At 42.5% G+C, this 18,723-nt stretch carries 17 protein-coding genes; 12 read left to right on the top strand and 5 right to left on the bottom strand.

The genetic code is table 11. From position 1 onward, the window contains the following. Positions 1-23: 23 nt before the first annotated feature. The 12 genes from C1X04_RS09755 to C1X04_RS09700 all read left to right on the top strand — a co-directional run bounded on the left by C1X04_RS09755 (position 24) and on the right by C1X04_RS09700 (position 14,428). Complete coding sequence (locus tag C1X04_RS09755; protein WP_110572672.1) at positions 24-449, top strand: cytochrome b562; 426 nt, start codon at positions 24-26, stop codon at positions 447-449. 61 nt (positions 450-510) lie between these two features. Continuing rightward, positions 511-864 carry a hypothetical protein gene (locus C1X04_RS09750; RefSeq protein WP_110572670.1) on the top strand — a complete coding sequence of 118 codons (354 nt, stop codon included), beginning with the start codon at positions 511-513 and terminating at the stop codon, positions 862-864. A gap of 130 nt (positions 865-994) precedes the next feature. Beyond that, positions 995-2,062 (top strand): AraC family transcriptional regulator, encoded by a 1,068-nt coding sequence (locus tag C1X04_RS09745; protein ID WP_175404922.1) that lies wholly within the window; start codon positions 995-997, stop codon positions 2,060-2,062. Positions 2,063-2,202: 140 nt separating this feature from the next. After that, the gene (locus tag C1X04_RS09740; protein ID WP_137169799.1) at positions 2,203-3,972 is read left to right on the top strand and encodes an acyl-CoA dehydrogenase; all 1,770 of its coding nucleotides are present in this window, start codon (positions 2,203-2,205) and stop codon (positions 3,970-3,972) included. A gap of 64 nt (positions 3,973-4,036) precedes the next feature. Then, positions 4,037-5,686 carry an electron transfer flavoprotein-ubiquinone oxidoreductase gene (locus tag C1X04_RS09735; RefSeq protein WP_137169798.1) on the top strand — a complete coding sequence of 550 codons (1,650 nt, stop codon included), beginning with the start codon at positions 4,037-4,039 and terminating at the stop codon, positions 5,684-5,686. A gap of 116 nt (positions 5,687-5,802) precedes the next feature. Then, positions 5,803-6,252 (top strand): YaiI/YqxD family protein, encoded by a 450-nt coding sequence (locus C1X04_RS09730; protein ID WP_137169797.1) that lies wholly within the window; start codon positions 5,803-5,805, stop codon positions 6,250-6,252. Between the two features lie 87 nt (positions 6,253-6,339). After that, positions 6,340-7,629 carry an NAD(P)/FAD-dependent oxidoreductase gene (locus C1X04_RS09725; RefSeq protein ID WP_110572660.1) on the top strand — a complete coding sequence of 430 codons (1,290 nt, stop codon included), beginning with the start codon at positions 6,340-6,342 and terminating at the stop codon, positions 7,627-7,629. Between the two features lie 165 nt (positions 7,630-7,794). Continuing rightward, the gene (locus C1X04_RS09720; protein WP_110572658.1) at positions 7,795-8,205 is read left to right on the top strand and encodes a MerR family transcriptional regulator; all 411 of its coding nucleotides are present in this window, start codon (positions 7,795-7,797) and stop codon (positions 8,203-8,205) included. Positions 8,206-8,239: 34 nt separating this feature from the next. Beyond that, positions 8,240-10,819 (top strand): heavy metal translocating P-type ATPase, encoded by a 2,580-nt coding sequence (locus C1X04_RS09715; protein WP_137169796.1) that lies wholly within the window; start codon positions 8,240-8,242, stop codon positions 10,817-10,819. Between the two features lie 238 nt (positions 10,820-11,057). Further along, the gene (locus tag C1X04_RS09710; RefSeq protein ID WP_137169795.1) at positions 11,058-12,224 is read left to right on the top strand and encodes an MFS transporter; all 1,167 of its coding nucleotides are present in this window, start codon (positions 11,058-11,060) and stop codon (positions 12,222-12,224) included. A 52-nt stretch (positions 12,225-12,276) separates the two neighbouring features. Continuing rightward, on the top strand, positions 12,277-13,896 hold the full coding sequence (locus C1X04_RS09705; protein WP_137169794.1) for a sensor domain-containing diguanylate cyclase: 1,620 nt from the start codon (positions 12,277-12,279) through the stop codon (positions 13,894-13,896). Positions 13,897-14,134: 238 nt separating this feature from the next. Further along, on the top strand, positions 14,135-14,428 hold the full coding sequence (locus C1X04_RS09700; protein WP_217494962.1) for a hypothetical protein: 294 nt from the start codon (positions 14,135-14,137) through the stop codon (positions 14,426-14,428). Between the two features lie 107 nt (positions 14,429-14,535). On the opposite strand, the gene yjjG is transcribed toward C1X04_RS09700, so the two are convergent. The 5 genes from yjjG to C1X04_RS09675 form a co-directional block, all read right to left on the bottom strand. Continuing rightward, the gene (yjjG, locus tag C1X04_RS09695; RefSeq protein WP_137169793.1) at positions 14,536-15,216 is read right to left on the bottom strand and encodes a pyrimidine 5'-nucleotidase; all 681 of its coding nucleotides are present in this window, start codon (positions 15,214-15,216) and stop codon (positions 14,536-14,538) included. Between the two features lie 22 nt (positions 15,217-15,238). After that, positions 15,239-15,802 carry an inosine/xanthosine triphosphatase gene (gene yjjX / locus C1X04_RS09690; protein ID WP_137169792.1) on the bottom strand — a complete coding sequence of 188 codons (564 nt, stop codon included), beginning with the start codon at positions 15,800-15,802 and terminating at the stop codon, positions 15,239-15,241. 81 nt (positions 15,803-15,883) lie between these two features. After that, positions 15,884-16,981, bottom strand: a complete 1,098-nt coding sequence (aroC, locus tag C1X04_RS09685; RefSeq protein ID WP_110572648.1) for a chorismate synthase — start codon at positions 16,979-16,981, stop codon at positions 15,884-15,886. 3 nt (positions 16,982-16,984) lie between these two features. After that, positions 16,985-17,899, bottom strand: coding sequence for a 50S ribosomal protein L3 N(5)-glutamine methyltransferase (gene prmB, locus C1X04_RS09680; protein WP_137169791.1), 915 nt, complete (start codon positions 17,897-17,899; stop codon positions 16,985-16,987). Positions 17,900-17,952: 53 nt separating this feature from the next. After that, positions 17,953-18,717: a hypothetical protein gene (locus C1X04_RS09675; protein ID WP_137169790.1), complete on the bottom strand. Its 765-nt coding sequence runs from the start codon at positions 18,715-18,717 to the stop codon at positions 17,953-17,955. Positions 18,718-18,723 lie beyond the last annotated feature (6 nt).

The following is an 18,723-nucleotide window of genomic DNA, read 5'->3' as shown; positions in this document are numbered from 1 at the left end:
CTAGGAACTTAAAGGGTATAACGATGAAAAAAACTCTTCTTACTGCCGCCATTATGTCAATGGCTTTTTCTTCTACAGTATTTGCTCATGGTGTATGTGATACCACATTGCATGGATATATGGAAAATATCAAAGATGAAATGCGTGCCATGTCATCTGATGTGAAAGCCGGAGACAGTGAGTCTGCAGTAGGTCACGTCGAAGCGCTTATTTCATATTTCGAGAAATCTCGCAGTGAAGCACCTCACAAATTTAGTCATGATAATTTGCAAGGCGCAGAGTTAAAGGCCCAAACTGCGGAGTATCAAAAAGTCGTTGATGACACAATCACTATACTTAAAGAACTTGAAGGTGCTTTGAAGGCCGGTGATTCTGCAAAAGTGAGAGATTTATTTGGTGCAATTGGTGAGCAGAGAAATTTAGGTCACAGATCTTTTAAGGATTGCTAACACTGCTGGATGACCTAGCGTGATTTCACTGCTACAATGCGTGCGATAAAGAGAGGATATTATGGCTCGTGTTAAAAAATCGCGCAGTATGCGTGGAAAACTTGGAAAAACTGGTTCAAAAGAGATGATGAAAGAGCAAAACAAAGCTCGTAAAGCTTCGTCAACTCGCCGTTTTGTAACAAAGAAAGCCAAGGAACGCAAAGAACAAGCGCACAAAAAACTTGATCGTTTAGGTCTACTTCCGGAAAAAGAAGCTGGGGCAGCACCTGTACGTCCACGTCGCTTTGTTTTTGTTAAGCCTGTTGAAGAAAAAACAGAGCAAGCAGAAGCATTGGAGCAGACGACTAATGTCGATACAGATAGTGAAGATCTGTCATTAGACGAATTGTTATCCGCTTTTACTGAGCAAAAATAAGCTCATTAAAGTTGAAGCAAAAAATTAGTAAGTGAAGGTAAAATAAAAAAGGCTGCAGATGCAGCCTTTTTTTATGTTAAAAAAACACCGTAAAATAAAAAATTAGTAAGTTCATTTGTGAAATAAGGTGATGTCTGTGAAAGCTTCTGTTCCTATGTCTAGTGTTCGTTATCTTTTAAAGGCGGTTGAAGGTCAAGGGCTTGATCGCCAAGCGGTATTAGACAGCTTAGAACTAACACACGATGAGCTAGAGCAAGGTGACACTTTCCCAGCATATCGATATGGCATGCTTTATCAGAAAATCATGTGGCTGATGCAGGACGAATCTTTTGGCATGCTCAGCGGAGGAAAGGTTCCTAATGGTACCTTTAGAATGATGTGCTTATGCATTATACATGCACGAAGTCTTGCTCATGCTTTATATCGCTGCAGTGATTTTTATGAAATTTGCCGTGGTCCAACCGTCAAGCCCGTGCTAATTAAAAAGGGCCGTTTTGCGATGGTAACGTTTGCAGCCTTGGATTCATCTGACGGGAGTGTCGATGAACTTGTTGTTCCTGAATCGAATGAGCAATTAAGAACCACACTGTCTATGTGGCACCATTTTATTTGTTGGTTGATAGGGCGTCGACTAAATTTAAAAGCGGCTTACTTTACTAGCGAACGACCCGATGATGTCGAATACTACAAAACATTGTTCCAGTCTGAAGTTAAGTTTAATCAACACGCCAATGCATTGGTTTTCCCCGCTAGTTACCTTGATATGCCTATCGTGCAAACGGAAGACAGTTTGAGAGGCTTTTTAAAAACGGCGCCTTATCAATTGTTAGTCATGGTTGAAAATGATAACAGTCTTAAATCACAAGTGATGGCGATGTTAGGGAAAGATTTTTCTCGTGAAATGCCAAGTGCAGATGAAGTGGCAAGCGCTCTTAATATGAGTGTCTCCACATTACGTCGTCGTCTCAATGATGAAAAGACTTCCTATCAAAATATTAAAGACGATTGTCGCAAAGAGGCGGCGATTACTTATATGAATGCGCCACAGCTTAGTATCAATGATATTGCAGCATTAATGGGGTTCGATGAGCCAAGTGCATTTTTTAGATCCTTTAAAAAATGGACTGGTATGACGCCAGGTGAATATCGAAAAAGTGAGGAATACCTGAAATTCGGTAAAGCGATGAAACGCCTATAGATTAGGCTGTTGAACCCTTTGAATAAACAGCATGAATGTTTTTGTTAGAAATATAGGGCTGAATTGTTATTGAGAAATTGGCTTTATTTTTCCATTCTATAGGTATAAATCCGCTCGGATAACTAACCGGAGAATAAAAAATGAGCGAATACCTATACCCAATCAATGACATCTTATTCAGTTTACGTTCTGTCGCTAAAATTGACCGTCTTACACCTTATTTAGATGACGCTGTTGATAATGATCTATTAGAAGCGATTCTCGGTGAAGCTGGCAAATTATCAGAACAGGTGATTGCGCCTATCAATGCGAGTGGAGACAAAGAAGGGTCTCGTGTTGAGAAGGGTGAAGTTATTGAAGCAAAAGGCTTCAAAGAGGCTTTTCAGGCCTATTCAGACGGTGGATGGATAGGTTTGTCGGGTGACCCTGAATACGGTGGCCAAGGTCTACCTTCTTACGTCGCAGCAGCCGTGAACGAAGGCGTTCAAGCCGCTAACTTAGCCTTTTCTTTGTGCCCCTTACTAAGCCTTGGCGCAATTGAAGCGATTAGCTTGCACGCGAGTGACGAACTTAAAAATCTTTACCTTCCAAAAATGTTGGCTGGCGAATGGGCTGGCACAATGAATCTTACTGAACCTAACGCTGGCTCTGACCTAGCTGCGATTACCTGTAAAGCGACCCCAGATGGAGAGGCATTCCGCATCAAAGGTCAAAAAATCTTTATCACTTGGGGCGATCACCAGATGACTGACAACATCATTCATTTGGTGCTGGCCCGTCTGCCAAATGCCCCAGAAGGTGTAAAAGGCATTTCGTTATTCATCGTGCCGAAATTTTTACTGGATGACCAAGGTGAACCAGGTCAACGTAATGATGTTCAGGTGGTTTCAGTAGAACATAAAATGGGGATTCATGCTTCGCCTACCTGTGTGATGAGCTTTGGTGATAAAGAAGGGGCTGTAGGTTACCTAGTAGGTAAAGAAAACGAAGGCATAAAAGCCATGTTTACTATGATGAATAATGCAAGACAGGGAGTCGGCTTGCAGGGCTTAGCCATCTCTGAGCGAGCATATCAGCAAGCATTAGCCTATGCTCTAGAGCGTAAGCAAGGAATGAACGCGGAGCGTACCGAGCGGGCAGCTATTATTGAACACCCAGACGTACTTCGTATGTTGATGACAATGAAGTCGCAGATTGATGCAATGCGCTCGCTTATTTATGTGGCGGCAGTAGAGAATGATATGTCTCATTTTGCATCAGGAGAAGATCAACAACGTGCTATTGCCAGAACTGCTCTATATACACCTATTGTTAAAGGCTGGATTACTGAGCAGGCCCAAGAGATTACTTCCCTAGCGATTCAAGTGCATGGAGGCATGGGATTCATTGAAGAAACTGGGGTTGCTCAGCACGCTCGTGATGCTCGAATTTTACCCATTTATGAGGGGACAAACGGCATACAAGCAATCGATTTGATTGGCCGTAAATTGCACTCTGATAAAGGGGCTGCCATGCTGTCTTTATTGGAGGATATAGAAGCAGAGCTTGCGGAGTGGAAGAAAACATCTGTTAGTGGTTACGCCGAAAAAGTTCAACATGTTTTGGAGTTAGCCAAAGCCGCTACACAAAACTGTTTGGCTGAAATGAAAAAGAACCCAGTATTAGGCACTGGCTTGGCGTATTCTTATATGATGCTCATGGGCTATTTGATTGGTGCTTGGTTACAAGTAAGGGCATTAGAGGCCGCGCAGAATGACGGCAATTTAGATGATGAGCAAAAAGCTTCTTGGGAGCATTCTGTCGCCTTTTACTGTGATCACGTTTTGCCACGAGCGTTTGGTTACAGCCACTCAATAATGTTTGGCTCTCAAACTGTTGACAAACTAAACAAAAGCGCTTTCAATCGATAACAATATTATAAAATTATAAAGAATGCCCTAAAAATAAAAACGCATCCTTATAGGGAGACAAAACATGTCAGATAGAGAAGTAATGGAATTTGATGTTTTGATCGTTGGTGGTGGGCCTGCTGGCTTGTCTGCCGCTTGTCGAATTATGCAAAAAGCACAAGCTGAAGAAAAAGAAATTAGTGTCTGTTTGGTTGAAAAAGGTTCTGAAATAGGAGCGCACATTCTATCTGGTGCCGTTGTTGACCCAATCGCTCTCACCGAGCTCTTTCCTGAATGGCAAGAAATGGGAGCGCCGCTTAACACCAAAGTGAACGTGGACGAGCTACATTGGCTTGGCTCTGACACTTCCTCAAAAAAATTCGCTAATTGGATGATGCCAAAAACGCTGCATAATGATGGCAATTACATTATTAGCCTTGGTAATCTTTGCCGCTGGTTGTCAGAACAAGCCGAATCGCTCGGTGTTGAAGTTTTTCCAGGGTTTTCAGCGGCTCAAGTTGCCTATGATGATGAAGGGAATGTAGAAGGTGTGATTACCGGAGATATGGGCCGTGCTGAGGATGGCTCTGAAAAAGACGGATTCATGCCTGGTATGATACTTAAAGCCAAGTACACTATTTTTTCAGAAGGTTGTCGCGGACATCTTGGCAAAGAGCTTATTGCGCGCTTTGAGTTAGATAAAAATAAAGCCCCTCAGCATTATGGACTTGGTATCAAAGAGCTATGGGATGTACCAGAAGGGCAAAGTAAGCCTGGTACGGTTATCCATACAGCTGGATGGCCATTAGGGAGCGAAGCTGGCGGTGGTGGATTTTTGTATCATCTAGAAAACAACCAAGTGGTTGTTGGGCTGATCGTCGATCTGAACTATAAAAATCCTTATCTCAGTCCTTATGATGAGTTCCAAAAATATAAGCATCACCCTGTTGTTGCCGAGCATTTGAAAGGCGCTAAACGTGTTTCTTATGGTGCTAGAGCGATCGCAAAAGGTGGTTGGGCTTCTTTGCCTAAAATGAGCTTCCCTGGCGGTTTGCTCATTGGTTGTGATGCGGGTACGTTAAATCCTGCCAAAATTAAAGGAACTCATACGGCTATGAAAAGCGGTATGATTGCAGCAGAAAGTGTTTTTGATGCGCTGCAGCTGGAAACATCACCAAAAGAGTTGCTGCAATTTAATGACGCGTTAAAAGATTCGTGGCTTGGAAAAGAGTTGCAGCAAGCGCGTAACTTTGTCCCCGTTATGCATAAGTTTGGTACTTTCTGGGGGGGAGCTTATAACTGGTTAGATCAAAATATCTTTTCGGGTAATTTACCCCTTACGTTTAAGGATATGACGCCAGATTATGCTTGCATGGAGTTAGCCGAAAAGCATGTGGCACCAGAATATAAAAAGCCGGATGGCTTACTAAGCTTTGATAAATTATCTTCTGTGTTCTTGTCGAATACAAATCATGAAGAAAATCAGCCCTGTCACCTAAAGCTAAAAGATGCGGCAATACCAATACAGAGCAATCTACCTAAATACAATGAGCCTGCACAACGATATTGTCCGGCAGGGGTGTATGAGGTAGTAGAGGCCAATAACGAATCTATTTTTCAAATTAATTCGCAAAACTGTGTTCATTGTAAAACGTGTGATATCAAAGACCCTGCACAAAATATTACTTGGGTAACACCAGAAGGTTCTGGTGGTCCAAATTACCCAAATATGTAGTATCTGAAAGTGTTTGAACAAACGGATTACTGATATGTGCTCCGTTTGTTCTTATTCATCACTGGATTTCATATTTCGACTGATCAATAATAGTGCCCTACAAAAAGGGGAATCCTATGCGCTTGTGGGTCGACGCTGACGCCTGTCCTAATGTTATAAAAACCATTCTTTTTCGTGCCGCTGAGCGAGTTGAAATTCCTTGTATCTTAGTGGCTAATCAAGCCATCTCTATTCCTCCATCAAAATGGATTGAGCGACGTGTCGTTAGTTCTGGCTTTGATGTTGCAGATAACTACATAGTCGATAATATCGATAGTCACGACTTGGTCATTACTGCGGATATTCCTTTAGCATCGGACGTGATTGAGAAAGGTGCGTTAGCGATAAACCCTCGTGGTGAACTTTATACCAAAGAAAACATAAAGCAGCGCTTAGGGATGCGAGACTTCATGGAGCAGATGCGTTCATCTGGTGTGCAGATGGGTGGGCCAGCGACATTTAGTCAGCAAGATAGAATGGCGTTTGCAAATACATTGGATAAGCTCCTGGCGCAACGAGTGAAATAAAAACGGGTAAGTAAAGTCTCATGAATAATTTGGAAAGTAGGTTAATGAATGCTTTCCAAATTATTCAATGTTTATAGGTGATTTTGTATGAAGAAAATCGTTGTTGTTGGCGGTGGTGCTGGTGGCTTGGAGTTAGTTACCAAGTTAGGACACGCCTTTGGGAAAAAGCGTCAAGCTGATGTTGTGCTGATTGATCGAAGTCAGACTCACATTTGGAAGCCGCTGTTGCATGAAGTTGCGACTGGCTCATTAGATATAAACAGCGATGGTTTGAATTATCGGGCTCATGCCGCAAAGCATCATTACCAATTTCAGTTAGGCACTTTGATGGGTGTTGATCCTGAAGCTCGAACGTTACGATTGGATTCTTTATCAGATGATATGGGGCATGTTGTTTTGCCAGAACGTACCATTTCCTATGACATACTGATTATGGCTGTTGGTAGTGTGAGTAATGATTTTGGCACGCCAGGTGTCTCAGATCATTGCTACTTTCTTGATTCCCACAAACAAGCCGAACGCTTCCAGCAAGCCTTATTGAATCAGTTTTTACGAGTTCATCAAGAAGGCACAGACGCTAAACTCAAACTTGCCATTGTTGGTGGGGGAGCTACAGGCGTTGAATTATCGGCTGAATTATTTCATGTGGCTGACATGCTTAAAGCTTATGGTATGCCTGAAATGTCAGGTAAACGAGTTCAAGTGCAATTAATTGAAGCTGGTCAACGAATTCTTCCTGCGCTGCCTGACCGTATTGCTTCCTTGGCGACTAAAGAGCTGATTCGTCTTGGTGTTACGGTAAGTCAAAACACGCGAGTTGTGCGTGCTTACGACGGTGGCTTCCAAACTGCCGATGAGGGAAACATTGAAGCTGACCTAATGATTTGGGCTGCTGGTGTTAAAGCACCGGATTTTGTGGCGGATATCGAAGGTTTTGAGACCACACGTAACAATCAAATATTAGTCAAAGGAACCCTGCAAACGACAAACTTTGACAATATTTATGTCATAGGTGATTGTTGCGCATGTGAGCAAGCCGATGGCTCTTTTGTGCCGCCAAGAGCACAATCAGCTCACCAAATGGCAGCCCTTGTATTTGATAATATCAAGGCGTCATTTTTGAGCGAGCCGCTTAAAGAATATACCTACAAAGATTATGGCTCTCTGGTGAATTTGAGCCGCTATAGTACAGTGGGTAATCTAATGGGAAATTTAATGGGTGGCTCCATGTTTATAGAGGGCCGTATCGCTCGTTTCGTTTATGTTTCTCTGTACAGACTTCATCTCATTGCAATTCATGGCTGGTTGAAAGCGACGGTGATTATGGCTGCACAAAAAATTGGCAAGGTCGTTAAGCCAAAACTGAAGTTGCACTGATCTTTTCTTTTAAAGTGCCCCATACAAAACCGAGTTCATAATGAACTCGGTTTTTTTTGCGCTAAATTTTTACCAAGGAATTAATATCAGCTTGACCTATGTGCTACACATAGGTTTTACACTAGCGTTATGATGAAAACTTAAAAGAAGCTAAAGGGGGTCCCTATGCGAGTGAGTGAGCTAGCTAAAATAGGCAAGGTTACGACTGAGACAGTTCGTCACTACACTAGGCTTGGGTTAATCCATGCTGAGCGTGATCCGAATAATGGATATCAGCTCTACGACAAAGTGGCATTGCAGCGATTGAATTTCATCCGTCAAGCCAGTGAATTAGGTTTTAGCTTAAAACAGATCGAAGAGATTTTTCAGCAATCCGATAGTGGCGATTCACCTTGCCCAATGGTTCGTGACCTTCTGGAAAAGAAGGTGCCTGAAACCAAATTAAAAATAGCTCAATTGCAAGCGCATTTAATCAAAATGGAAGAGGCTCTAGCTGCGTGGGAGCACATGCCAAACGGTGCGCCTGATGGCCATTCGATTTGTTGTTTGATTGAAGAATGGGAAAATACAAAGTGAAGCGCGTCATGACGAGATTAGAAGGAAAGAGCATATGACAGATTCAGCATCAAAATCATCTGATCAAAAAGTCGAGCTAACGCTAAGAGTGACCGGTATGTCATGCCAAGGCTGTGTCTCAAAAGTTCGCAAATTCATTCAGGTGAAAAGTCCAGAAGCGCAAGTTGAGGGCATTCCTAAACAAGAACAGTTGTTGGTGACGTCTGATTTACCACTAGCTGAAATTGAGGAGAGTGTTACAAAGGCAGGTTTTGAGTTTCAAGGTTTGTTTAATGATGAGCATGCTCAAAAAAGTGAAGCAGAAGAAAAACAGGCCCTGGAAACTGGCAGCGAAAAAGAGCAGGCCACTTCAGATAAAACCACAGACACTCAAAGTTACCAGCTATCAATTGCTGGAATGACCTGTGCGGGCTGTGTTAATACGGTTCAAAAAGCGCTGAATAATGCAGAAGATGTAGTGTCTGCTGAAGTGAATTTTGCCAGTCACACCGCTCAAGTAATCAGCAAGGGGAAGGTAGAAGAACTCATTAAGGCTGTCGAAAAATCAGGTTACCAAGCAAGCCTTATTGTTGATGCAGAAAAAAGTCAGGAAGAGCGTCAAGCAAGAGAACAGCAGGAATACCAGCATAAGAAAAAATCGTCGATTCTTGGCTTGGGGTTGGGTGTTCCTTTAATGCTTTATGGCGTTTTAGGTGGGGATATGATGGTGAGCACGTTCACCGAAAAAGTCGTGTGGGGAATCATCGGCTTAATCACCTTGCTAATCATGATCAGTGCAGGACGGCATTATTTTCGCGGAGCGTGGAAGGCGTTTCGTAATCATCAAGCGAATATGGATCTACTTATCGCATTAGGTACGGGAAGCGCTTGGTTATATTCCATGCTAGTGATTTTAGCACCAAGCCAGTGGTTTCCAGATAATACACAGCATCTGTATTTTGAAGCGGCCGTTATGATTATCGGCCTAATTAACTTGGGGCAAGCGTTAGAGTTAAGTGCGCGTCGTAAAACCAGCAAGGCTTTGCATCGTTTATTAGATTTACGTCCCAAGATGGCAACCAAGGTTGAGGGGGATTCTGAGACTCGCGTGCCTGTAGCCGACATCAAAGTAAATGACATCTTGCGAGTTCGTGCAGGGGATAAGGTTCCGGTTGATGGTGAAGTAGTCGAAGGCTCCTCCACCGTAAATGAATCTATGCTAACGGGCGAGGCTGAGCCCATCGAAAAACACCAAGGCAGTGTATTGTCGGCTGGCACTGTAAATGGTCAGGGAAGTTTATTATTTAAAGCAACTCGAGTAGGGGCGGATACGCTTCTGGCTCAAATTATTACTATGGTTGGCAAGGCTCAGAATTCTAAGCCACCAATCAGCGTCTTGGCGGATAAAGTCTCCGCTGTATTTGTTCCTAGTGTGATCATTATCGCTATTGTTACCGCGCTAGCTTGGTTTAACTTTGGAAATGATGCGGCGCTGTCATATATGCTAGTGACGACGATTTCGGTTCTCATCATTGCTTGCCCTTGCGCTTTGGGGTTGGCAACACCCATTTCTACCATGATTGGTATTGGTAAAGCCGCAGAGTATGGTGGTCTGATTCGCAATGGTGAAGCTTTACAGCGAGCCAGTGAATTGTCTGTGATCGTTTTGGATAAAACTGGAACCATAACCGAAGGAAAGCCGAAAGTGGTTCATCAGCAGATAGCTGAGCGCGCTCAGGAAGAGTTTGTTGGTCAAATTGTCACGGCAATAGAATCACAAGCAAATCATCCTTTGGCTGACGCGCTATTGGCTCATTTTGATTCACACAAAAAGCATAGTATTAAATTGGAGCGTTTTGAGTCGCTCAGTGGTTTGGGCGCTAAAGTGGTATACGATGGTAAAACCTATTTATTAGGCAACCAACGTTTAATGAAAGAGCATGCTATTGACCTAAATATGGCACAAAGCGACGAGGGCGTTAAAAGCACGACTCGTGTCTATTTATCTGATACTACGCATGTATTGGCGATCTTCTTTATAGAGGATCCAATTAAGGCGGGAGTTAAATCTGTCATTGAACATTTTAAAGATCAAGGTTTAAAAGTTGTGATGCTCACCGGCGATAATCCAGAGACAGCAAAGGCTGTGGCTGATCATGTAGGCATCGATGACTACCACGCGCAGTTTATGCCGGATGATAAGTTAAATTGGATCCAAGCGCTGCAGTCTAAAGGCGAAGTGGTTGGCATGATTGGCGATGGAATTAACGATGCACCGGCATTGGCTCAAGCGGATGTGGGATTTGCTATGGGCGCGGGTACAGACGTCGCTATGGAGAGTGCTGACATCACTCTGATCCATAATGATTTACGCGGTGTGGCGGATGTTATTGATATTAGCTCGGCAACCTTGCGTAATATCAAGCAAAACCTATGGGGGGCATTCACCTATAACAGTTTGGGTATACCGGTAGCAGCTGGTGTGTTGTTTCCTTTTACGGGTTGGCTTTTGAGTCCTGTTATCGCTGGTGCGGCTATGTCTTTATCGTCTGTTACTGTTGTCATGAATGCTAACCGACTACGATTATTGAAAGTCTCCCAGTTAAAAGAAAAACGCCAGGAGGTGTCTAAATGAACGCGCTCATTAATATAATAGGGTTGTTGCTTATATTGTTCGTGATCTATTGGTTCTGGTGGCCAAGCCACACTAAACCGCATAAGCAGAAACTCCGAAAATAGAGGGCATTGATTTTGCCAAGCATTTGATAAATGTTTGGTGTAAAATACGGCTCCATTTAATAAGCCAATAGCTTCTGTTATTGGCTTATTTTTTTGATTTGGTTTGGTTATTTTTCATTTACAGTGGAGCGTCTATGCAGGCTTATCAATGGGGTATATTTGCCCTTGCCCTCGGTACATTTGGATTAGGGACAACAGAATTTATGCCGATGGGGTTACTGCCCGTAATCGCTGACGGTGTAAATGCCTCTATACCTGCGGCAGGCTTATTGATCAGTGCTTATGCGATCGGTGTGATGTTGGGTGCGCCCTTAATAACTTTGTATTTAACTCGCTACAGCCACAAAACCTCACTACTTGCTTTAATGGTCATTTTCATTGTTGGCAATATTTTATCTGCCGTCTCGGTAAATTATTCTACTTTCATGATTTCTCGTATTATCACGAGTTTTTCCCATGGGGCGTTTTTTGGTATTGGGGCATTGGTTGCGATGAATATGGCACCTGCTCATAAAAAAGGCTCAGCGGTCGCGGCTATCTTTTTGGGTTTAACCATTGCCAATATCGTTGGTGTCCCAATTGCGACATGGATTGGGCAGACAATAGATTGGCGACTGGCTTTTGCTCTGACGGCATTATTAGGCGTGATTGCGTTTGCGGGTATTTATCGTAACTTGCCTCGCATGCCAAAAGCTGACAAGCCGAATGTCAAAGCTGAATTGAAGGCAATTACTCAGCCTGCGGCACTAAGAGCATTCTCTACCACTGTGTTATGTGCAGGATCTATGTTTACCTTGTATACCTACATCACGCCAATCATGCAGACATTAGCTGACGCTTCAGATAATGCGATTGCTTTAATGTTGATGTTAGTCGGCATTGGCTTCACTTTAGGTAACTTCATCAGTGGCAAGTTAACAGATAAGTCTCCCGATATGGCGTTATTTGTCTTTCTTGGCTTACAGATTACTATTTTGCTTTTGTTCCGTTTTACATCGACCAGTCTTATAGGCGCATCGTTAACAACCTTGTTATGGGGCGTGGTGATTTTTGGTAGCGGTCCACCATTACAAATGCAAGTGATGAAAATTGCTGCACAGGCGCCAGGCTTAGCTTCTTCGATTAATATAGGGGCTTTTAATCTTGGGAATGCTCTTGGTGCTGCATTAGGTGGACTGGTTATTAGTATTGGTTTTGGCTTTGAATGGATTCCTGCAGCCGCCGCCATATTATCGTTTTCTGGTTTGTTGATGGTTTGTTTCAATCGATACAAAAAGTCTACTGCTAACAATTTTGATTAAAACAAAGAGGGGGGCTGAATGCGCCTCTTTTTTTGGTATAAAATGACCTGCAATGCAAAAATTTACTCTACGTAATGGATATACGATTTTGACCTTCTTAAATAGCAAGCTCCTCAAGTTAAACCGACTGATTTTATTCCTCGCTCTTACAGCCACCATCCTTACTTTTGTTAGCAGCTTTTATTCAAACTATGAAGTGCAAAAAGAACAGCTTATATCCCAAGCTATTGAGGTAAATAGGGCGTATGCAAATAAACTTTCAGATACGACTGAGGTGTTTTTAACATCCACTCTGCAACAGCTCGCTTACTCCGCAAATTCTATTAACGATAAAATGAGCGATCAGGCTACATTAACTGAAGAAGCAAATCGGTTGAAATATCAAACTGACAGTTTTAATTCGGTTGTAATTAGCGATGCTTCTGGCTTAGCAAAAGCCGCTTCACCTGAAACCCTGGATATAGTGGGAAAAAAGCTCACATCGTTAGGGGTTAGGGAAGCTCAAGAAGAGAAAGCAAATTTAATCAGTAGCCCTTATGTTTCAACGCTCAAAAACCTGATTGTTTTTATCTCTTCACCGATATTTAGTTCAGATGGTACTTATCGAGGGTTTTTAGGGGGCTCCATTTATTTGAAGAGTCCAAATATTTTGAGCGATATTCTGGGTGAACATCACTATAAGAATGGCTCGTATATTTATGTCATCGACGCAAATAAACAGATTTTATACCATCCTGATCAAGCGAGAATTGGTACTTTTTTTGATAATGATGAAGGTATTGACGATGTTCTAGCATCTAAAGAAGGTGGAATGATGCTTGAGAGCGTGAAGGGTGTTCCTATGCTCGCAGGCTATTCTGTTATTCCCAGTACTGGTTGGATTGTCATTACACAAAGTCCACTGGAATCGACTTTGCTCCCACTAACCGGAATTATGGAAAAAGTGGTCTTACGTACATTGCCATTGGCTTTTGGAGTATTCCTGTTTATTTGGTTGTTCGCACGGGCGATTTCTAGGCCATTGCAACAGTTGGCTGAGAAGGCTCGTTCACTTGATAGTCCAACTGTGAACGAGGATATTGAGAACATAAGATCGTGGTATGTTGAAAGTCTAGGGTTGAAACGTGCCATGCTAAGTGGTGTTAAGGTTATTCAGAGCCAAATTGGTGAATTAAAGAGAGACGCTGAAACAGACCCATTAACCGGCGTTAGTAACCGTCGTGCATTTCAAATTAAACTCAAACAACTTGAGTTGTTAGACATGCCATTCGCTATTTTGGCGCTAGACATTGATTACTTTAAACGCATTAACGATACCTTTGGGCATAGTGTTGGCGATGAAGTGTTGAAGCATCAGGCGAACATACTAAAGCATTTCACTCGAGATGGTGACATGGTGGCTCGTACAGGCGGTGAAGAATTTATATTGGTTCTTAAAGAAATCACGTTAGATGAAGCCTACAGTATTGCTGAACGATTACGCGTTGCCATTTCTGATGAAAAATTCGATGTTGTTGGTAATATAACGGTTTCGATTGGTGTAGCTGAATGGTTTGCAGACTGTGGAGCAAATGTATCAGAAACATTATCAGCTGCTGATCAAGCGTTGTATGAAGCCAAAGGGCAAGGTCGTAACCGCAGCATCGTTGCGGAAACATGCGCATGCATTTAAATTTAAGAAGTATGGATAAGATTTAGCGGCTTTGAGGTCGCTATTTCCAAATATACACTATTTCCGATAATAACATTTATCGGAAATAGTGAGTGTTATTCCAGTCCTCTTAAGTGCCTTATTTCTAAACTGTGCAAAAAAATTGCTCGTTAAATCATTTCGTCATTTTTCTGTAACGCAATTCTTTCATTATGAGTTTTTAACTTTTAAACAATCTACTTTTGTATAGGTGCTCTTAATGAACAAAAACAAACTGATTATCGCTGCTTTGCTTGCTGGATCTCTTAGCGCTTGCTCTTCAATGTCTTCTGACACATCTGCTTCAAAATACGATGTCGATGGATTCACTACAAAAGTTGAAGATGGACGCCTTTGGGTTTTTGAGGAAGGTTCTAAAGAATTAGAGTTCTTTAAAGAACATGGTGAGCCTGCAAAACAGTATACAAATATCGGTGCTGGTCCAGACGGTATGACGGTTAAATCTGCAAGCCAAGAAACTTTAGATAAGTATTTGTCTGCTACTAAAAAATAAGTAATAAAGACGACTCAGCTAATATGCTTACAGTTAACCCCATATAAACTCAGCAAGGTTTATATGGGGTTTCTTCATTCTGGGCTATCTATTTAGAGCTAGATGCCCTATTTAGAATTTAACCAACTCTGTAACTCAACCAGTGAACGAATTTGGTGAGTTGGTGTTATTTCCTTTGGATGCTCTTTGTTGTGATGGTTAAGCCAGCATGTATCAATGCCAAAGTTGTTTCCTCCTAAAATATCTGACTCCAAGGTATCGCCAACCATAAGTACGTGTTCTTTGTTTGGTGAGCCCATTTGCTCAAAAGCATGTTCGAATATTTTAGGGTGTGGTTTAGCAACACCAACGGACTCTGAAGTAACCACGGGTGCGAAATATGGTAAAAAACCTGTTCGCTCTAGTCGTACTGCTTGTAACTGGACAAAGCCATTGGTGATTATGCCCATCTTGATACTGTTTGCATGCAAATACGACACTAGTTCTACCGCGCCTGGTAATGTCTTACAGATTTCCGCCATAGCGTCTAGAAACTGTTTGTTAAGTTCTTTTGGGCTAATGGCCAGTCTATCGCTCCATAATTTAAAACGACGTGTTTGTAGTTGTTCTGCATTAATCTGATTATTTTGATAATCGACCCAAAGCTGTTTGTTTACAACCTGGTATTCATCGTATTCGGCTTTTTCAAAAGCCACGCCATGTTGTGCAAACATGTGTTTTAAGCCAGCGAAATTATCGAAATGAAATAGTGTTTCGTCAGCATCAAATAAGATCCATTTATACTTCATTGTATGTACTTAATCTAACAGTTTAAAAATAATGTTCAGAGTGCAACGCTGGGGCCAATGCAAGCACCAGAGCTTCTGTGTAGACGCTTTCTCTTGTCGCTGCGTGATTGGTAAACAAGCCTATGGCGCCGCCTTTTTGTCGAATGTTATCCGTATTAAACAGGTCGTCCATAACCAGTCCCAATTCTTCATTGGCTTGCAAGCGCTGATAAACTTTGTCTGGCAGAGGCAAATTTGCAGAACGGCCTGTCATTAGAAGACCTTCACTGTTTACAATGGCGACGTAAGCAAAGGTGGCTGCACCCTCCTCGAATTTATCAACACCGCCCTCCATTGCAACAAAGAAATTCATCACCTTGTCTTTACTATTTTCAAAGCAATAACGCGCGCGATTTTGTGCGCCAAGCCGAGTTTCCGCTTCTGACATGGGTTGCTCTGCAACACCAGAAGGTGCATGCATTTCTTCACAATGAATGATGTGGTTTGGGAAAGCTTGGGTAAAAGCCTGTCTGGCCGCGTTTACTTTGACCGGATTCGTGGAGCCAACGCGAATTCGAATGACAGTCGTTCCTAGTGTATTAGCCATTAATCGCCTCGTATTGAAATCATAAAAATAAAAAAGCCGCTATCTGCTAATAGCGGCTTGTTGTTTGGAATATCTGTAAGACTATGCTTGCCCTTTAATAATGGGCGTTGGGCAGACAACATCTGCATTTTGCGCTCTGTGTCTTAGCAAGTGATCCATAATAGTTAATGCGAGCATTGCTTCGGCAATTGGGGTTGCACGAATACCAACACAAGGGTCATGTCGACCTTTAGTAATGACGTCTATTGAATTTCCAGCACGGTCAATACTCTTGCCTGGAATCGTAATGCTTGACGTAGGTTTTAAGGCCATGTGCACAACAATGTCTTGGCCAGATGAAATGCCGCCCAAAACACCGCCGGCATGATTACTTAAAAAGCCTTCAGGTGTCATTTCATCACGGTGTTCGCTGCCTTTTTGTTCGACGACATCAAATCCGTCACCAATTTCTACGCCTTTTACTGCGTTGATGCTCATGATGGCTTTGGCAATGTCTGCATCTAAGCGATCAAATACTGGCTCGCCAAGGCCTGGCATTAGGTTTTTGGCAATAACGGTAATCTTTGCGCCAACAGAATCTCCTTCACGGCGTAATGCCGTCATGTATTCCTCAAGCTGAGGAATCGCATCAGGATCAGGGCTAAAAAAACTGTTGTCATAGACTTGGCTTAAGTCTTTCACTTCCAATTTGATTGGGCCCAGTTGAGACAAGAAACCTTGGATTTCAATACCGAATTGTTGTTTCAAGTATTTTTTCGCAATGGCCCCAGCCGCAACACGCATCGCTGTTTCTCGTGCTGATGAACGACCGCCACCACGATAATCGCGAAAGCCGTATTTTTGATCATACGTGTAATCGGCATGAGCTGGGCGGAAAGTATCTGCGATATTGCCGTAATCTTTTGAGCGCTGATCGGTATTTTCGATCATTAATCCGATTGGCGTGCCTGTCGTTTTACCCTCGAAAACGCCTGATAAAATCTTTACTTCATCGGCTTCACGACGTTGTGTTGTGTGTTTAGAGGTGCCTGGTTTGCGTAGATCTAAGTCACGTTGCAAATCAGCTTCACATATCTCGATTCCTGGTGGGCAGCCGTCAACAATGGCTCCCAGTGCAAGACCATGACTCTCACCAAAGGTGGTGACCTTAAAAAGTGTTCCAAATGTATTACCAGACATAGGTTAATTCTGCTCTTGTAATAGTTCGCTAAGTTGTTCTTTAGTTAGGATAAATACGCCATTACCACCCTGCTCTAGTTCAACCCACATAAAGGGAATGTCAGGGTATGCAGCTTGTAACGCTACTTCGGTGTTTCCTACTTCGTATACTAATATACCGTCATCTTGCAAATAATGCGCGACTTGGGCTAAAAAATCATGGGTAAAACTCAGTCCGTCATCGCCAGATGTTAAAGCTAATTCCGGCTCATTGTGAAATTCTGCTGGCGCATTTGCAAAGTCATCAGCATCTACATAAGGCGGATTGCAGATAATAAGATCGTAGCGTTTGCCGGCTAAGCCTTGAAACATATCAGAATGAATTGCTTGCACTCTGTCTTCTACTTGGTGGCGAAGAATATTTTCATTAGCGACTAATAAGGCGGCTTCACTAATATCCGAAATGTCGACTTCAGCATCTTCGAATACTAAGGCGGCAGCAATACCAAGACAGCCTGAGCCAGTGCACATGTCCAATATATTTAATGGGTAGTTTTTTAGCCAAGGTGAAAATTCACTTTCTAGTAGTGAGATGATCGGTGAGCGTGGGATTAACGTATCTTTAGTGACTTTGAATGGCAGCCCCATAAACCAAGCTTCGCCTAATAAATATGGCAAAGGCTCGCGTTTGCTGATGCGTGTCTGCACAAGTTTAAGAAGGTGCTTTTTTTCATTATAAGTTAGTGCACAATCTAACATATCGCGATCAAAATCTAGTGGAAGCTTTAGTGCGCCCATAACTAGATGAACCGCTTCGTCCCATGGGTTATCTGTGCCGTGACCGTAAAATAAATCAGCCTTTTGAAAGCGGCTGAATGTCCAACGAATGAAGTCTTTAATGGTGGATAAATCTCGAACGGCTGTTTGTTTTTTGCTCATCTTCTCTTCTTAATAATGAATGCGCGAATACGGCGTTTGCCGCATTATAACGGTTATTGTTTCGAGCCTCTATCTTTGCGTTGCATGGTTTTCATAGAGTTGGTGAGTTCGTCGAGTTTTTTCGCCATCATTTGCCACTGTTGGGCCTCGTCTTTTGCTTTGGCGTTTTTAGACTCCTGCTGCGCTTCTATTAGTTTCTGATTCTCTTGTGATAACTGAGAAAGTCGATTGTCTTGTTTGGCTAAATCCACTTCTTTCTGTGCCAGGTTTATTCTCAACTCGGTATTGTCTTTCTGTGCCTGTTTGATCTGACTGTTTAATACCGCATTTTGAGCCATCACCTCTTGGTATCTTTGCTCATTAAGTGCAGATTTTTGCTTTAGTGTTTCGGCTTCGCTGCTTAATTTTTGGTGTTCTGATGTTAATGCGTCGTATGCATCTTGTAATTCGACTAATGCTGATGACAAAGACAGATAACCACTTTGCGTTGCTTCTTGCTTACGTATTTGATGCTGCTCAATTTCGGACGATTTTTCATCGAGAAGTTGCCCAATATTTTGAGTTACTTCTCTTGAGAAGCGTTTGAAAACAGGAAGCAATACGTCATTAAGTTCACTTAATTCATTTTGCTGATGCTCTTTGTAGGTTTCTTCCCATTCGGTGATAGCGTTCAAAAAAGTGGTGTTTGAGCATCGTCGCCCGTCCTTTTGTAGAAAGTAATCGGCCAGACGCGGGATATTCGGGAAGCTGTTTTTTTCAAGTAGGTCCCAACAGGCTTGGTGGATTTCTTCTCTTGCTATGTTTGCTTTGCGAGCCATTGTTGC

The organism is Marinomonas sp. FW-1, from assembly GCF_005222245.1.
Taxonomy (GTDB): Bacteria; Pseudomonadota; Gammaproteobacteria; order Pseudomonadales; family Marinomonadaceae; genus Marinomonas; species Marinomonas alcarazii.
The sequence above is the reverse complement of the archived record's forward strand: the minus strand, read 5'-3'. Positions and strand labels throughout refer to the sequence as shown.

What these genes read in the sequence shown, in the direction of transcription:
- C1X04_RS09750 (WP_110572670.1), top strand. Translation starts at nt 511, where the DNA reads ATGGCTCGTGTTAAAAAATCGCGCAGTATGCGTGGAAAACTTGGAAAA.
- C1X04_RS09705 (WP_137169794.1), top strand. Translation starts at nt 12,277, where the DNA reads ATGCAAAAATTTACTCTACGTAATGGATATACGATTTTGACCTTCTTA.
- C1X04_RS09735 (WP_137169798.1), top strand. Translation starts at nt 4,037, where the DNA reads ATGTCAGATAGAGAAGTAATGGAATTTGATGTTTTGATCGTTGGTGGT.
- aroC (WP_110572648.1), bottom strand. Translation starts at nt 16,981, where the DNA reads ATGTCTGGTAATACATTTGGAACACTTTTTAAGGTCACCACCTTTGGT.
- prmB (WP_137169791.1), bottom strand. Translation starts at nt 17,899, where the DNA reads ATGAGCAAAAAACAAACAGCCGTTCGAGATTTATCCACCATTAAAGAC.
- C1X04_RS09725 (WP_110572660.1), top strand. Translation starts at nt 6,340, where the DNA reads ATGAAGAAAATCGTTGTTGTTGGCGGTGGTGCTGGTGGCTTGGAGTTA.
- C1X04_RS09755 (WP_110572672.1), top strand. Translation starts at nt 24, where the DNA reads ATGAAAAAAACTCTTCTTACTGCCGCCATTATGTCAATGGCTTTTTCT.
- C1X04_RS09700 (WP_217494962.1), top strand. Translation starts at nt 14,135, where the DNA reads ATGAACAAAAACAAACTGATTATCGCTGCTTTGCTTGCTGGATCTCTT.
- yjjX (WP_137169792.1), bottom strand. Translation starts at nt 15,802, where the DNA reads ATGGCTAATACACTAGGAACGACTGTCATTCGAATTCGCGTTGGCTCC.
- C1X04_RS09740 (WP_137169799.1), top strand. Translation starts at nt 2,203, where the DNA reads ATGAGCGAATACCTATACCCAATCAATGACATCTTATTCAGTTTACGT.
- C1X04_RS09675 (WP_137169790.1), bottom strand. Translation starts at nt 18,717, where the DNA reads ATGGCTCGCAAAGCAAACATAGCAAGAGAAGAAATCCACCAAGCCTGT.
- C1X04_RS09745 (WP_175404922.1), top strand. Translation starts at nt 995, where the DNA reads ATGTCTGTGAAAGCTTCTGTTCCTATGTCTAGTGTTCGTTATCTTTTA.
- C1X04_RS09720 (WP_110572658.1), top strand. Translation starts at nt 7,795, where the DNA reads ATGCGAGTGAGTGAGCTAGCTAAAATAGGCAAGGTTACGACTGAGACA.
- C1X04_RS09715 (WP_137169796.1), top strand. Translation starts at nt 8,240, where the DNA reads ATGACAGATTCAGCATCAAAATCATCTGATCAAAAAGTCGAGCTAACG.
- C1X04_RS09710 (WP_137169795.1), top strand. Translation starts at nt 11,058, where the DNA reads ATGCAGGCTTATCAATGGGGTATATTTGCCCTTGCCCTCGGTACATTT.
- yjjG (WP_137169793.1), bottom strand. Translation starts at nt 15,216, where the DNA reads ATGAAGTATAAATGGATCTTATTTGATGCTGACGAAACACTATTTCAT.
- C1X04_RS09730 (WP_137169797.1), top strand. Translation starts at nt 5,803, where the DNA reads ATGCGCTTGTGGGTCGACGCTGACGCCTGTCCTAATGTTATAAAAACC.